At 36.5% G+C, this 15,323-nt stretch carries 13 protein-coding genes and 1 pseudogene; 9 read left to right on the top strand and 5 right to left on the bottom strand.

The genetic code is table 11. The annotated features are described in order from the left end of the window. Window positions 1-450 (bottom strand): annotated as a pseudogene (locus tag ACO1O5_RS22480) (efflux RND transporter permease subunit); the annotation flags it as partial. 135 nt (window positions 451-585) lie between these two features. On the opposite strand from ACO1O5_RS22480, the gene ACO1O5_RS22475 reads away from it, so the two are divergent. Then, a complete protein-coding gene (locus ACO1O5_RS22475) occupies window positions 586-1,092 on the top strand; it encodes a hypothetical protein (RefSeq protein ID WP_486274302.1) in 507 nt (168 codons plus the stop codon). A 6-nt stretch (window positions 1,093-1,098) separates the two neighbouring features. Here ACO1O5_RS22475 and ACO1O5_RS22470 read toward each other — a convergent pair whose 3' ends face one another. Then, window positions 1,099-2,820, bottom strand: a complete 1,722-nt coding sequence (locus ACO1O5_RS22470; RefSeq protein ID WP_486274300.1) for a M3 family oligoendopeptidase — start codon at window positions 2,818-2,820, stop codon at window positions 1,099-1,101. Window positions 2,821-2,872: 52 nt separating this feature from the next. Next, a complete protein-coding gene (locus ACO1O5_RS22465) occupies window positions 2,873-3,385 on the bottom strand; it encodes a DUF5606 family protein (protein ID WP_486274298.1) in 513 nt (170 codons plus the stop codon). A gap of 168 nt (window positions 3,386-3,553) precedes the next feature. Here ACO1O5_RS22465 and ACO1O5_RS22460 point away from each other — a divergent pair, with 168 nt between their 5' ends. The 6 genes from ACO1O5_RS22460 (at window position 3,554) to ACO1O5_RS22435 (ending at window position 9,386) form a co-directional block, all read left to right on the top strand. Then, window positions 3,554-6,442, top strand: coding sequence for an outer membrane beta-barrel protein (locus tag ACO1O5_RS22460; protein ID WP_486274296.1), 2,889 nt, complete (start codon window positions 3,554-3,556; stop codon window positions 6,440-6,442). 17 nt (window positions 6,443-6,459) lie between these two features. Beyond that, window positions 6,460-7,041 (top strand): RNA polymerase sigma factor, encoded by a 582-nt coding sequence (locus ACO1O5_RS22455; protein WP_486274295.1) that lies wholly within the window; start codon window positions 6,460-6,462, stop codon window positions 7,039-7,041. Window positions 7,042-7,132: 91 nt separating this feature from the next. Beyond that, a complete protein-coding gene (locus tag ACO1O5_RS22450) occupies window positions 7,133-7,456 on the top strand; it encodes a hypothetical protein (protein ID WP_486274293.1) in 324 nt (107 codons plus the stop codon). Then, window positions 7,456-7,953: a Spy/CpxP family protein refolding chaperone gene (locus ACO1O5_RS22445; RefSeq protein ID WP_486274291.1), complete on the top strand. Its 498-nt coding sequence runs from the start codon at window positions 7,456-7,458 to the stop codon at window positions 7,951-7,953. The genes ACO1O5_RS22450 and ACO1O5_RS22445 overlap by 1 nt, the downstream gene beginning before the upstream one ends. Before the next feature lie 42 nt (window positions 7,954-7,995). Then, window positions 7,996-8,379, top strand: coding sequence for a hypothetical protein (locus tag ACO1O5_RS22440; RefSeq protein WP_486274289.1), 384 nt, complete (start codon window positions 7,996-7,998; stop codon window positions 8,377-8,379). 269 nt (window positions 8,380-8,648) lie between these two features. Next, window positions 8,649-9,386, top strand: a complete 738-nt coding sequence (locus ACO1O5_RS22435) for a TMEM175 family protein (RefSeq protein WP_486274287.1) — start codon at window positions 8,649-8,651, stop codon at window positions 9,384-9,386. 1 nt (window position 9,387) lies between these two features. On the opposite strand, the gene ACO1O5_RS22430 is transcribed toward ACO1O5_RS22435, so the two are convergent. Beyond that, entirely contained in the window at window positions 9,388-11,520 is a 2,133-nt protein-coding gene (locus ACO1O5_RS22430) for an FUSC family protein (protein WP_486274285.1), read from the bottom strand. A gap of 115 nt (window positions 11,521-11,635) precedes the next feature. Here ACO1O5_RS22430 and ACO1O5_RS22425 point away from each other — a divergent pair, with 115 nt between their 5' ends. Then, window positions 11,636-11,959, top strand: coding sequence for an ArsR/SmtB family transcription factor (locus tag ACO1O5_RS22425; RefSeq protein ID WP_486274283.1), 324 nt, complete (start codon window positions 11,636-11,638; stop codon window positions 11,957-11,959). 127 nt (window positions 11,960-12,086) lie between these two features. Then, entirely contained in the window at window positions 12,087-13,931 is a 1,845-nt protein-coding gene (locus ACO1O5_RS22420) for a 2-oxoacid:acceptor oxidoreductase subunit alpha (RefSeq protein WP_486274281.1), read from the top strand. A 726-nt stretch (window positions 13,932-14,657) separates the two neighbouring features. Here the strand turns inward: ACO1O5_RS22420 and nth are convergent. Beyond that, the gene (nth, locus tag ACO1O5_RS22415) at window positions 14,658-15,299 is read right to left on the bottom strand and encodes an endonuclease III (protein ID WP_486274279.1); all 642 of its coding nucleotides are present in this window, start codon (window positions 15,297-15,299) and stop codon (window positions 14,658-14,660) included. Window positions 15,300-15,323: the final 24 nt, after the last annotated feature.

The raw sequence follows: 15,323 nt of genomic DNA, 5'->3' as shown, positions 1-15,323 counted from the left end.
TTTATAGAATGGTAATGCATGAAGTAAGTTTACAGAACTATCTAACTTATCCTGTGCATGTAAAGTAGAATCGAAAATTGGAACCGCGTTTAATTTTTGACTAGCGGAATCTTTTACCAGGTCAACAGCATTTGCAACACTTAATACATTTTCAACGAAGGGAACTTTTTTAAGAGCACTATTTAATGTTTTGAAAGATTCAAAATTTTTAAGCTCAAAAAAGTGATCGGTCTGAACACCAATAACAAGAAGATTACCATCATCTCCAAATTTCTTTTTGAAAGACAGATACTCCTGGTATTTTGGATTATCGGTGGGGACAGCTTTTGAAAACTCGTAGTTGAGTTTTATTTTGCTCGCATAAAATGCCATGACACCGGTACATAAAAATAGAAGAACTAAAAGAAGTAAACGGTTTTTTAAAACAAACTTCGCAAGGCGTTGCCACATATTTTATTTGAATTTTATGCGCAAAGAAACTAAATAATTATTTGAAGGGATTATTGGAAAGAGGGATGAACTAATTTGTATAAAATATTTTATAATTAATTTGTGTAAGTCTATTGGGACAAGACAGTTTCAAATATGCCTAAAGCCATGCCGACTGATAATAAACTTCAGGAGCGTTATTCAAAAAAACTTGCTTTGTATTTTGCTGAAGACTGGATATTATTGTTTATTTCAATAATTCCATTAGGCTATTTCTTGGTAAATTACTTCTTCGAGAATTCATTTGAACTCTTTAATATTCCTTGGAAAAAAGCGTTGATTATAGCTACAGTACCTTCAGCGATTTTTATTGTTAAGTATTTTATTTCAATTAAACTTAAGGCAAGGCTGTTAACTGAAATTATTGAAGATTCAAAATACTACGCATTGATAGTTTACAATAAAACCTTAATTAGAGTAGACAAAGCTTCTATCCCTCTTGAAAGAATAAGAAAAAGCGATTTTTTTGTGGCGGTTCTTTTCGAAAGCAGGTTTACTACTATTTACTTTGAAGGTCAACGTGCCGAAAAATTTATTGTAAAAATCAATAACAAAAAATATTACCTGATTCCACGTCTTTTTGATAGTGAAGTTTTGATATAAACTATCTTACAATTTCTCCATCTCCTCATTCACAAAATCCATCAGCACTTTAATATTTTCAGGAGAAAAGTCGAATGTAAGTCCTGCAGCCTTATATAACTCTGGCAAGGTTTTGGTACCACCAAGGCTTAATGCTTTCATATAATTGTCCAGCGCTTCTTCAGGATTTTTTTTGAATTGCATCCACATGCCTATAGCTCCTAATTGTGCTATACCATATTCAATATAATAGAAGGGAACTTCGTACAAATGCAATTGCTTTTGCCAATGATTTTCCCTGAAACTTTCGAGGCCGCTGTAATCAATAACATCATCTGAAAAATCATTAAGAATTTCCATCCATGCTTTGGTTCTTTCTTCAACCGTTTGTTGAGGATGTTCGTATATCCAATGTTGAAATTTGTCAATAACGGCTATCCACGGAAAAATAGTTATTGTTCTTTCAAGCTGGTGTTCTTTCGCTCTTGTTAGATCTTCTTTATTATCAAAAAAGACATCCCAATAATCCATGGTAAAAAGTTCCATCGACATGCTGGCCACTTCTGCTATTTCCATTGGGTAATCTTTGAAGGCATTCAATTCGAGATTATGTGTAAGAAAAGATTGAACCGCATGGCCGCCCTCATGAACCATGGTTGTTACATCATGCATTTGCCCGGCAGCGTTCATAAAAATAAAAGGAGCGCCACTTTCAGCAAGCGGACAATTATAACCTCCGGGAGCCTTTCCATTCCTGCTTTCCAGGTCAAGGTGCTTCATAGCATTCATTTGCTTCAGGCAATCTCCAAAGAATGGACGAAGGTGCGTAAAACATTCAATTGATTTATTAAGCAATTCACTTCCGGTTTCAAAAGGAGTTAGCGGCTTTGTTCCTTCAGGTTCCGCTTCTGTATCCCATGGGCGCAAATCCTCTAATTGTAATTTCTTCTTTTTCTTCTCATAAATTTTATTCACCAATGGCAATACATGTTGCTTTACTGAATCATGAAACCTGAAACAATCTTCTTTGGTATAATCAAATCGACCGAGTTCTTTAAATTTAAAATCGCGGTAATTTTCAAAGCCTGCATTTACTGCAACCTGTTGGCGTTTTTCTATTAATTGATTCAAAAGCTTATTTAATATGTCCTGGTCTTCCAGTCTTCTTGCATTAATTTTTCTATAAACTTCTTCACGCAATTTTCTATCGTGGTTTTCTAGAAATTTGGAAGCTTGTTGCAGCGTATATTCTTTACCGTTAACCTCGATGGTCATCTTTCCGGTAATCATGCCGTATTGCTGCTGCAGTACTGCTAATTCAGCTTGTATGGGAATATTTTGTTCGCGAAAAAGCTCAATGCTTTTTTTTACGGAACGTAAATAAGTAAAATATTTAGTTTGGTCCAGTTCGTTTACGAAGGGAGAGTTAATCAATTTTTTATTAAGCGCATCAGCATAAGGTTGAATCTTCGGCTGAATTTCCATGCAGAAAAAATTAAAAGACTCTTCCAGTTTTTTATCGGTAGTATCGCCTGTCATTTTTATCTGGCGCCAGCAAACATCTTCATTTACTGCAGCTTCTAACTCGCTCATATCGGCCAGCCAATGTTGTAAATCTTCTTTGGAAGAGATTTCTCTGTCCAACAACTCTTTAAAGTAAGGTTCAATAATTTCCCAATTTGATATCATTAAATCTTTGGGAAGAAACTTTCTTTCTAATTTTTTTATAGCAGCAGATGCTTCAATCATAGTATTGAGGTATTAGGTTATCGGGTATCAAGTATCTGGTATCGGCACTCAATTATTTTACACCACGGCTTTCAATTTTTCGCGAAGCTGCCTTTTGGGGCTTTACATGAGTCGTTTCTTTATGTACCACAGGCTTTGGAGTGGCCACTGTATCTGGCGCTTCAGCACCTTCTTCTGATGTTTTTGATTTGATTTCTATCTTATTCTTTTTTAAGATGTCAAACCATTTCACCATTTTTTTCATATCACTTGCATATACTTTTTCGAAATCCAGGTCTGGATATACTTTTTCAAAATAAGATTTCAATGCTTTATTATCTGCTTTAGCGTCAGGCATTTTTTCTTTACTCTTCTGCATCGCTTCAAATAATTCTGAAAGATTGGTATTGTCTTTTACAGTAAATACCTCAATACTTTCGAGGTGAGAAAAGTTATGCAACCTCGTGCTCACAAATTTTGAAGTATTGTCTTCAAGCGATCGAACAACGGCTCCGTCAGATTTTGAAGAGAGTAATTCAAACAAACCGCTTAAACCTGAAACTGAAACAATTTTATTATAATCCATATGTAATTTTCTTTTTTAGAAGCTGCAAGATAAATGAAATGATATTTAGTAGTGTTAATGAAATATAAAAGCCTTTTAAATTAAACTTTTTTAGGATTAAATATTAAAAATGACCCCCCACAGGTTTTGTGTTTTGATGTCGTCAAATGTAGTAATCAACTTTACTTTATGAACCGGATACTGCTTTTTTTACTTTTCACAGGTTTATGTTCAGCAGTCGTCGTTGCCCAGTCAGTAAGGGGTGTTCTTGAGGATGCCACCAACAAGGCACCTGTTTCAAATGCAACAGTAAAACTAAAGGCTGCAGGTTCTCCGTTATTGGAACTGTCATCTGTAAGTAATAGTAACGGTGTGTTTATATTTGATAAAGTTCCTGCGGGCAGGTATATTTTAACCGTTACTTCAATTGGATTTGCAACAATATCAAAAACAATTACGGTTGGCAATAGCCCGGTTGACCTAGGAATTATCGGGACTTCTGAAAACGCAAAGACACTTAAAGATGTAATTATAAATGGCGCTGCTCCTACTATTAAACAAAATAATGATACTATGGAATTTGGCGCCAGCCAATACAAAGTAAATCCGGATGCTACCAGCGAAGATTTGATAAAAAAGATGCCCGGCGTTACAGTTGATAAAAGTGGTACGGTAACTGCGATGGGAGAAACTGTAAAAAAAGTTACCGTTGATGGTCGTGATTTTTTTGGCGACGATGCCACAGCCACGTTGGGTAACCTTCCTGCGGAAGTAGTCGATAAAATTCAGGTGTTTGATAAATTGAGCGATCAGGCGCAACTTACGGGCTTCGATGATGGCAATACCTCTAAAGCTATTAATATAGTTACGAAAGTGAATATGCGCACCGGAAATTTTGGGCGGGTGTTTGCAGGCTATGGAACAGATGGCCATTATAGCGCGGGGGGCAATGTAAGTTTTTTTAATAATGAAAGAAGGATTTCATTAGTTGGCCTCGTTAATAATGTAAATGAACAGAATTTTTCCTCGCAGGATTTATTAGGGGTCACCAGTACCGGTGGCCGTGGTGGCGGCGGTAATCGCGGAGGCGGCGGATATAGAGGCGGCGGAGGCGCCAGTAATTTTACAGTTGGTCAACAAGACGGAATCGCCAAAACAAATGCCTTTGGCATAAACTATAGCGATGCATGGAGCAAAAAAATTGATGTTACAGGAAGTTATTTTTTTAATAACAGTAATACTTCCAATAATCAAACAATTAATCAGCAGAATATTATCACAAAAGATAGCAGCAATTATTATGATGAAAACACTTTTTCGAATAGCAGGAATTTCAACAATCGCGTAAATTTCAGGCTTACTTACAGGATTGATTCCAATAACACAATCATAGCAACATCCAATTTAAAATTTCAAACAAATAACTCTGCCAACTTTGTTCACGGAATAAATTTTGTTGATGTAAACAGGCAGGACACACTTAGCCAAACTGACAATGACCTTACCAGCGACTATCATGGAAATAATTTAAGCGACCAGGTTTTATTCCGTCACGCATTTAATAAGAGGGGTCGTAGTATTTCGGTTGGAATTTCTAACAGTTCCAGCGATAAATTAGGCAACAACTATTTAAATGCAATTAATAATTATTTTACGGGAGTTAAGGCTACAGATTCCTTGGAACAATATTCCAATCAAAAAAATCACAATAATCAGTACAGTCTAAATTTAGTGTACACGGAACCGATAGGAAAAAAGACACTGATGCAGGTTAATTATAATCCTTCATTTCAAAAGAACAACGCAGACCAGGAAACTTTTAATTACGATGGAGTTACTTCGAAATATTCATTGCTAGATACCAGCCTGAGCAATAAATTTAATAACACCTATAATACGCAAAACACCGGCGTTACTTTCCGCCGCGGTGATAGAAATAATTTTATATCTGCAGGTCTTTCTTATCAATATTCAGAATTAAAAAGCGAACAGGTTTTTCCGCAGTCTTCGCATATTGATAATGTTTATAGTAATCTTCTTGGGAACGCTTTTGCAAGATTTAAGTTAAATTCAAAAAACAATTTGCGAATCATTTATCGGTCTTCGGTAAGTGCACCATCAGTAACCCAACTACAAAATGTGATTAACAACTCGAACCAGTTTTTTTATACAACCGGAAATCCTGATTTGCAGCAACAATATTCTAACAGTTTTATAGTACGATATAATTACACTAATACGCCCAAAGCCAGGAGCTTCTTTGCCAACATATTTTTGCAAACTGTAAATCATTATGTAGCTAATGCGACTTATACCGCATCCAGGGATTCTATATTAACCAACTCCGTTACCCTTTTTAAAGGCTCACAAATTTCAAAACCAGTAAACTTGAATGGATACATTAGTGCAAGATCTTTTTTTACATACGCAATGCCGGTAAAATTTTTGAAATCTAACTTAAACTGGAATGCTGGTGTTAGTTATACAAACCTGCCCGGTTTATTAAACAATGTTTCTAATATTGCCAAAACCTATAATTATAATCTCGGAGCAGTTTTATCAAGTAACATAAGCCAATATATTGATTTTACACTTGCTTATTCGGCGAGTATCAACACGGTAAAAAATTCTATCGAGCCCACTTTAAATAACAATTACTTCATGCAAACTGCTGCATTCAGTGCTAATCTTCTTACAAAGAAGGGGCTATTTCTAAATAATGATATAACCAATCAGTATTACCATGGATTAACCGGCGCCAATAACACAAATTATTGGCTATGGAATATTGCGGCAGGACAAAAGTTCTTAAAAAAGCAAGCAGGAGAATTAAAGCTTTCCGTGTTCGATCTCTTAAAACAGAACAGGAGTATAAGTCGTAACGTAACTTCTTCATACATCCAGGACGTTAACAACCAGGTATTGCAACAATATTTTATGCTCACTTTTACCTATAAATTAAAGACCTTTGGAAAGGGTAAATCAGGCAACTATAACGATAGGGGAAGAGATTTCCGCAGGTTTGGTGGACCCGGTGGGCCTCCTTTTGGAGGCGGACATGATGGCCCTTCACTTTAGCATAAAAATTATTTGACTTGATTGCAGAAATGGATTTGATAGAATTGCTGAAGAAAAAAGACAGAGCAGCATTTAAGAGTGTAGTAGAAACCTGGCAGGATATGGTATATAATACTGCGATAGGAATTTTACAAAATGCAGAAGATGCAGAAGATGTAACGCAGGAAACTTTTATGCAGGCATTTGAATCGGTTGCTTCGTTTAAGGGTGAATCTAAATTTTCTACCTGGTTGTATCGTATTACTGTTTCAAAGGCAATGGACCACATCAGGAAGAAAAAAAGAAAAAAGCGATTTGCATTTATACAAAGTCTTTACGGAAAAAATGATCAGCCAGTTATAGATCCCCCCGATTTTTTCCATCCGGGGGTCAGCATGGAAAATAAGGAAAACGCAGCCATTCTTTTTAAGGCAATGGAACAACTGCCACCAAATCAAAAGACCGCTTTTGTTCTTAATAAGGTAGAAGGGCTATCTTACCTGGAAATTGGCGAAGTAATGAGGATTACCGATTCGGCTGTTGATGCTTTATTACACAGGGCAAAAGCTAACCTTAAAAAAATATTGAAAGATTATTATATCGCAATCAATAAAAATTAATTATAGTTATATTGAGTACCGGGATTCAACTAATAAAAATTAAATAAGAACACAGGGTTTAAAATAAAATAACGTCTAAATATATACTAAGATGGAAGACGAATTCTTAAATAAAAAAATTGATGACGTGATGCAAAGCATGGACGGCATTACAAGAGCAACTCCGCGTCCCTTTCTTTTTACAAGGCTCGAGGCAAGAATGCAAAGCGAAAAAAATATTTGGAGTAAAATATCATCGTTTGCTGCACGGCCAGTTGTGGCTTTTGCGTGTGTTTGCTTTGTATTGATAATAAATGCGATGGTTATTTTTACTTCAGGCAGCGCAACAACGCAACAAGGTCCCGAACTGGCAACCGCAGATGAATACAGCCAGGTAAGCTATAACTTATATGATTTTGAAAACTTTAAGCCATAATGGATTCAGTAACAAAAAATAAGTCGCTTGTTTCAATAATTATTTTTTTATTGATAACAAACATTGCGATGCTGGTATTTTTCCTGGTGTTGAACAAACCGCCCCAAAAGGTTGTTCGGCCCCATGATCAAAATGGAATGTCAGGTATGTTGCAAAAAGAAGTTGGCTTTTCAAAAGATCAGATTGATACATATTTATCTATAAGAAAAAGCCAGATGGATACTATCCATGTTTTATTTGATGATTTGCGAAAATCAAAAATGGACTTTTATGATTTGCTTTATTCTTCACAGGTGCCTGATTCATCTTTAAATAAAGCGGCGGATATAATAGCAGAACGACAGAAGGCACTCGATCTTTACATGTTTGATCATTTCAAAAAGGTGAGAAATATTTGTAACCCTGATCAGCTGCAAAAGTTTGACAGCACTATAAAAAAGGTGCTCATCAGGATGACCGGTAAAAATGGTAAAGACAACCACAATCAACATAAATAAATACACAATCTCTTTAAATAAGAAAATAAATATTCAACAATTATGAAAACAAAGATCACAATGTTCATTGCACTTTTATTCGCAATAACAATAAATGCTAATTCGCAAGGAATGCAGCGCATGACAGTTGAGGAACGAGTGAAAGCCGCGATGGATAAAATGACAACGCCCTTGAATCTTGATACGGCTGAGCAGTCTAAAACAGCGGCTGTTTTCACAGACTTTTATACCGCTCAAAATAAAATGCGGGAAGATGCAAGAGCCAGCGGTACCAGGCCCGACAGAAGCGTTTTTGAAAAGATGATGAACGATCGGGATGATAAATTAAAAGCCATTTTTACTGACGAACAGTATAAAAAATATAAAGATGAAGTAGAAGCAACATTACGTCCACAACGGCCGCAGGGTGGCGGTGGTACACAATAAAGCTGAAACTGATTTTAACTTGGTGATTAAGATGGGTATTTTTAAAAGGTTTGTTTTCGGACAAACCTTTTTTTAATAATAAGAGGGCAAATCGACGTTTGACCTGGCAAATGATCCTTATTCAAACCTTTGCTAAGAATTAAATAACTTTATGGAAATTTGATGAACTTAAATTCTATAAAACGGTTAATAAATACATTTCGAAATAAGGAATAAAGCATGTCGAATTTATTTATCCGTTAAATTATTGTCTAAAATTTTATTTGAATATGCAGGAGGCCAAACATGATAAGGAAAGACAACAGTTCCAGGTAGAGAGATTCACTTTTTTCGTAGATGCTGTATTTGCGATCACTATTACATTGTTAGTTATTGAAATTAAACCACCGGTATTTCCCGATCCGACTGATAAAATCTTATGGCATTCAATTGTGGAAATGGGATTCAAATTTTTGGGGTTTGTTATAAGTTTTGGAATAGTGGGCCATTATTGGTCAGTTCACCATAGAATTTTTGGATATGTCATTAAAAATTCCACTTCATTAATTTGGCTCAATCTTGGTTTTTTGCTTACGGTGGTTACTCTACCTTTTAGTGCGGGTTTGGCAGGGGAATATAGTGCAAGGACTGATCTTAGGATTCCTTATGCCATATATGCCATAAACATGGTGTTAACGGGGTTGATGAATTGTTGGCTTTGGGTTTACGTAAGTAATCCAAAAAGAAAAATGCTTACACGCCAAATTTCAAATTCGAGGATAATGCTGGGTGTATATAGGAGTCTTACTATTCCATTAGTTTTTACTATTTCTTTCGTTTTATATTTCTTTTTTCCAGTCGTGGCATATTGTACGCTCTTACTAATTCCTATAATACTCCACTGGGGAATGAAGGGCCTTGAAAGGCGGGCAGAAAGAGATGAAATAATTGAGAAAAAGGCAATTACAAAACACACTGCTTCGGTTCATGAGGAAGCAAAGAATCAGGAGGCTGAAAAGCCGGCATAATTTAAACCCGATTCGCAACTGCAGTAGTAGTCTTATTTATTTTATAAGTGAGATTATAGATAAAATCGAATTGCTCTAATAATTCACTTTCGTTTTTTCTTTTCAATTTATAAGATTCAGGAATCTTAATTTCTTCTTTACCTGGCAAATTGTTTTTATCCAGTTTTAAAAGGCTTTCCCGTAAATTAAAGATAGATTGTTTAATGTATTGTTGGGCTTCTTTTTGATTGCTGATATCTTTGTTTGCAGCAATATCGTCAATAAGGCCGGCCATATTAGAGGATAGTACGTTATTCAAAACAACAAATTCATAAATTTCATTTCCCTTGCGTTGTTTACTTTTTGGCTCAGATAACATCCTGTTAAATGCGCCCGAAAGATTTGCCGTACTGACGAATATTTCTTTTCGTTTAAGTTTATAATCCAAAGAAATTTTTTTTTCACCGCGAACAAAATCTGCGAGCGTGTACATGTACTCAATATTTGCTTTTAGAACACTGCTCATATAATTATGCAGTTGATCTGACTCCCAGTGCGGAAATAATAAATAGCTTGCCATAAATGATAAAAGAGAACCTATTCCGGTATCTAACAACCGTTCCTCGGCAACGTTTATAAACCCAATGCCCAACAGGCTAAAGAGTGTTAATAGGTATGGCGTCATGAATATTACCATTATGATATAGTTCAGGCGCTGAAAAGTATAAGTCCCAATCATAAAGAATACAATGAGAATAAATAGTATATCACGGTTATGAATAAACGCTAATAGCAACAATCCGATTAAGCCCCCGGCAATAGTTCCTGTAAGTCTTTCATAATTTCTTTGTTTGGTAAGGCTGAAACCGGGTTTTAATATAACGATGATAGTTAACAAGAGCCAGTAACTGTGGTGCCCGTTGGGTAGAAATTTCGAAATTATATAGCCAATCAGGCAGGTAACCATCATGCGCAAAGAATGCCTGAATACTGATGACTGAAGCGTAAGATTATTTTTGAAAGTAATTATATCAATTTTTTGGTGTGTGACAAATTTTGAATAGTCATTGTCATTACGAATCTTCCGTTCACTAAAAGAATTTCCAAAATATGCTGATAAACCGTCTACACGTTCGGCAATGTTTCTGAGATTTATGAGTATCTTCTTTAAAATAAGAACGCTCGCAGTTGATTCGCCCACTGTGTCAATTGCAGATTTTAATTTCATAAGATCCGGCAATGCATTGTATCTATTTTTATAAGATGAATTGGATTGAATAGCGAAGCCAATATCGTCCAGTTCATCAGCAATATTTTTTATAACTATAGAAATTTCATCCAATACTCCAGACGAAGAAAATCTTTTGCGTAAAGAAGCGTAATCATACCAACTTGCCATAATGTGCTCATATAAATCAACAAGATCAGCAAACGTCAATACAAGAATTCTTCCGCTTCGGATAGATTCTTTTAGCAACTGCCTGTTTTTAAATAAATGTTCGCGAACCTGTTCCTGTTTCTCATTTACAACAACCTGTTGAGCCACGAGTTTTTTATATTCTTCATCAGGCTCTGTTTTCGTGTCATATAATTCTGATTTAATACGCAGGTATTTCGCAGTTTCATGAATGCATTCGCCTAACGATCTTTGTGCAGGGCGATAAGGAGTAAGCCTATAAAACAATAGTGCGATCAACATGTACCAAATTCCTCCGCCCAGTATTAACATGCTGTCATTAACAACTTGAGTAGTATCTGTTACACTGGTTAATCGCAATATCATAACCAGCAATGCGGATGTTCCAATAGATGCCGCCCGGTTTCCATAGACGGAAAACATTGAGAAGAAAAACGTGGATAATGCAATCAAAAGTCCCAAGACATACATATTGTTATTAACCAGGCCGGTTAATAAAGCCATAATAAAAATGAAAATATTGCAGTAGAACATTCCATTTCGCTTGTGTTTGACGGGACCGGGAGCATCGCTGATACTTACACATAATGCACCTAATGAAATTGTAATACCCGTCTCCATTTTTCCTAATTGTGCAAAGACAATAGTGGGCAGTACAATCTCGATCGTAGTACGAACGCCGTCGGCAAGATCTTGACTGAAAATAAATTTTTTTATGTGCCTCGTTTTGTCGGACATCGATGAAATTGCAAATTACTATTTGCAAAGAAAGGGTTTATTTAAGCTTAGATGATTTGCAAAAATTCGAGTTATTATATTTTGTTTTATTACTATCTTGAAAACTTATTTCAACATGGCTATTCATAAAAAAGCAGCGTTCGGAAAGAAAAAGCAACATCTTGCTATGTTTGGCAGAGCAATAGCACACCCAGCCCGCATTTCAATATTAAAAATTCTTGCTAAGGAGGAAAATTGCAATTGCAATGACATCGTTCAACGGCTTCCACTTTCACAATCTACGGTTTCGCAGCATCTAAAAGAATTGAAAAATTGCGGGCTGATAAATGGTACGGCCCATAAAACGAGTAGCATCTATTCATTAAATAAAACTATTTTGAAAGAATTTGAAAGTGAATTTAAAAAAATGATGAAAGCATTAAGATCAAAAAAAAAATAGTTTACGACGGGATATTGAAATAATGTTAAGATTTAGAACGTTTCGGCAATTACAAAAAACAATTGACGCAATTTTACTAGTAAACTTTTAAATTTGCAAACACATAATTACCTGATTATAAAATACGATGAGCGTTAAAGAAGAAGTTTTACACGATGTTGTAATAAAATTTGCAGGCGACAGTGGAGATGGGATGCAACTTACCGGAACACAATTTACCAATAATACTGCGCTGCTCGGTATCGATCTTGCCACCTTTCCGGATTTCCCGGCTGAAATAAGGGCTCCACAAGGCACCTTGCCTGGCGTTAGTGGTTTCCAACTAAGATTTTCCAGTGATCGGATTTTTACGCCCGGAGATACCTGCGACGTGCTGGTGGCAATGAATGCCGCTGCGCTGAAAAGCAATTTAAGTGCTTTAAAGAAAGGCGGGAAAATTATTGTGAATGTCGATGGATTTGACATCAAGAATTTGCGTCTTGCTAATTATCCCGAAGGTGTCAATCCTCTTGAAAACGGAAGTCTTGATAATTATGAGGTTATCAGGATTGATGTGACCAAGATAACAAGGGAGTCCCTGAAAGAATTTGAAATGGGCACTAAGGAAAAAGACCGTGCAAAAAATATGTTTGTTCTGGGCTTTTTGTATTGGATGTATAACCGAAGCATGGATAATACGATCAGGTTTTTAAAAGAAAAATTTTCAAAAAAACCGGAGATACTTAACAGTAACATAAAAGTGTTACAAGCCGGCTACAATTATGGTGACACGATAGAGACTTTCACAACCCGTTACTCGGTAGAGAAAGCAAAGATGGATCCCGGAAATTACAGAAGCATTATGGGAAACCAGGCTGTTGCGTATGGCTTATTAGCTGCCTCTCAAAAAAGCGGGTTACAACTTTTTTTGGGTTCTTACCCGATAACACCGGCCAGCGACATTTTGCACGAGCTTAGCAGGTACAAATCTTTTGGCGTTAAAACTTTCCAGGCAGAAGATGAAATTGCAGCAATTTCGTCAGCGATAGGGGCATCTTACGGAGGTAGCCTGGGCGTAACTTCTACAAGTGGTCCAGGAATGGCTCTAAAAGCTGAAGCGATGGGGTTGGCTGTAATGCTCGAAATTCCGTTGATTATTTGTAATATTCAAAGAGGAGGACCTTCTACCGGGTTACCTACCAAAACAGAGCAGAGCGATTTGTTGCAGGCGTACTATGGGCGGAATGGGGAATGTCCTATGCCTATTATATCAGCATCAACACCGAGTGATTGTTTCGATGCAGTTTATGAAGCAGTTCGCATTTCAGTACAACATATGACGCCAGTGATATTTTTGAGCGACGGATATATAGCTAACGGTGCAGAGCCATGGAAATATCCGGAAAGTAAAGATTTGCCTCCAATTGAAGTGAAATTTAAAAAAGAATTGGGCCATAATGAAGAGTTTTTTCAACCTTACCTGAGAGATGAGAAATTAGTAAGGCCTTGGGCTATTCCTGGTTTTGCCGGACTTGAACATAGAGTTGGTGGCCTTGAAAAAGAAAACGTGACTGGTAACGTTAGCTATGATCCCGAAAATCATCAAACCATGGTTAGGATCAGGCAGGAAAAAATTGATAAAATAGCTGATTATATTCCTGAACAGGAAATTGATAATGGGCCTGAAAAAGGAAAGGTGCTTGTTCTCGGCTGGGGAAGCACGTATGGGGCTATTAAATCTGCGGTAGTGGAGGTTCTTAATGAGGGTAACTTAGTATCGCATGTGCATCTTCGTTATGTTCGTCCTTTCCCGAGAAATCTTGGTCAAATTCTTCGAAATTTCGAACATATATTGATACCCGAACTTAATAATGGCCAATTAATTAAAATTATAAGAGATCAGTTTTTGGTGGATGCGAAAGGGTACCATAAGATAATGGGAATTCCTTTTACAAAGCATGAACTGATAGATGAGATAAAAAAGTTTTTGTAGTTGTAACCTTTAGTGTCTCCTCTCTCTTCCTAACGTCAATCCCAGTTTTATATTGAAGGTGATATAAGAATCATTGTTTTTAGGATTTCCACGAATGCCTCCAGGGTGTGCTGTTTTAGCCCCCGGTTTGTGCCTGTCATTAAGAAGCAGCGCTTGATTCAGTTGAATCCCCGATAAATAATTGGCAAAAACAGATGGGTCAACATATCTACCGCTTACGTAATCAAGATATTCGGTTTGTAAAAATCTGGTTACAATTTCTGCCCGAAGGTTAATTGTGGGCGATACGTCATTTCTGGCTCAAATTCCAAGCGGGAAGTTGAACTGGCTGAGTTTATAGTTCTTGACTTTTGGATATCCGGCAAATCCCTCACCCTCGGTATGAAGCGGTTGCAAATCAACATATTGCCCATTCAACTTTGCCTGCGGATTAAAATGAAAATAACAGATACGAGCAACATCATAGGGCGGTACTGAGGATGGGTGATGATCTTCATCATAATCGCCAAAAAATATAAAACGGGTGGAATTCGGCTACTAAGGCAAATTCTTCAATAGAACTTCGGAAACTAAGATTTCTAATATTGTGCTTTAAGTCCGTTGCCAGCAAGTATCAAAAGGAAAAAAAAGAAGATTCTGATTTTCATAAAGTCGATTAAGTTGTTTTGATGCAGGTTGCTATTTTGCTACAGGGGAATACAAAATAAACACAATTTCCCAATAATTTCATTTTGAATGTTTTTTATAATATTTACAAACGGTTTTTAAACCGCATATATTACATCTTGGATTTCTTGCCACACATACATAGCGTCCGTGTAATATAAGCCAATGATGCGCCCTATGAATTAAATAGACTGGAATATATTTAATCAACTGTTTTTCAGTGGCAAGAGCAGTAGTTGCATTGGAAGTTAATCCCAGGCGGGCGGCCACCCTAAAAACATGAGTGTCCACGGCCATATTTGGTTGTTGGTCAATTACCGACGTAATTACATTGGCAGTTTTACGACCTACACCGGGCAATTTTATTAAGTCTTCAACTGTCATAGGGATCTTACCTCCAAAATATTCCATTACCATTTTTGCCATCGCAATAAGATGTTTTGTTTTATTATTTGGGTAAGAGATACTTTTGATAAGAGGAAAAAGTTCTTCGGGCGTCGCCCTGCTTAGCGATGAAAGATCAGGAAATTTGGCAAAAATAGTGGGTGTGGTTTTGTTGACACGTTTATCAGTACATTGCGCTGACAAAATAACGGCAACGAGTAATTGATAGGGATCTTTATATTCCAGTTCAGTTTCGGCAGATGGAGCATGCAATAGGAAATAATCTATCACAAATGGGTACCGTTCTTTTTTTGTCATAAAAAAATCCCGCCTTGATGGGCA

This window comes from Ginsengibacter sp., from assembly GCF_057362405.1.
The sequence above is the reverse complement of the archived record's forward strand: the minus strand, read 5'-3'. Positions and strand labels throughout refer to the sequence as shown.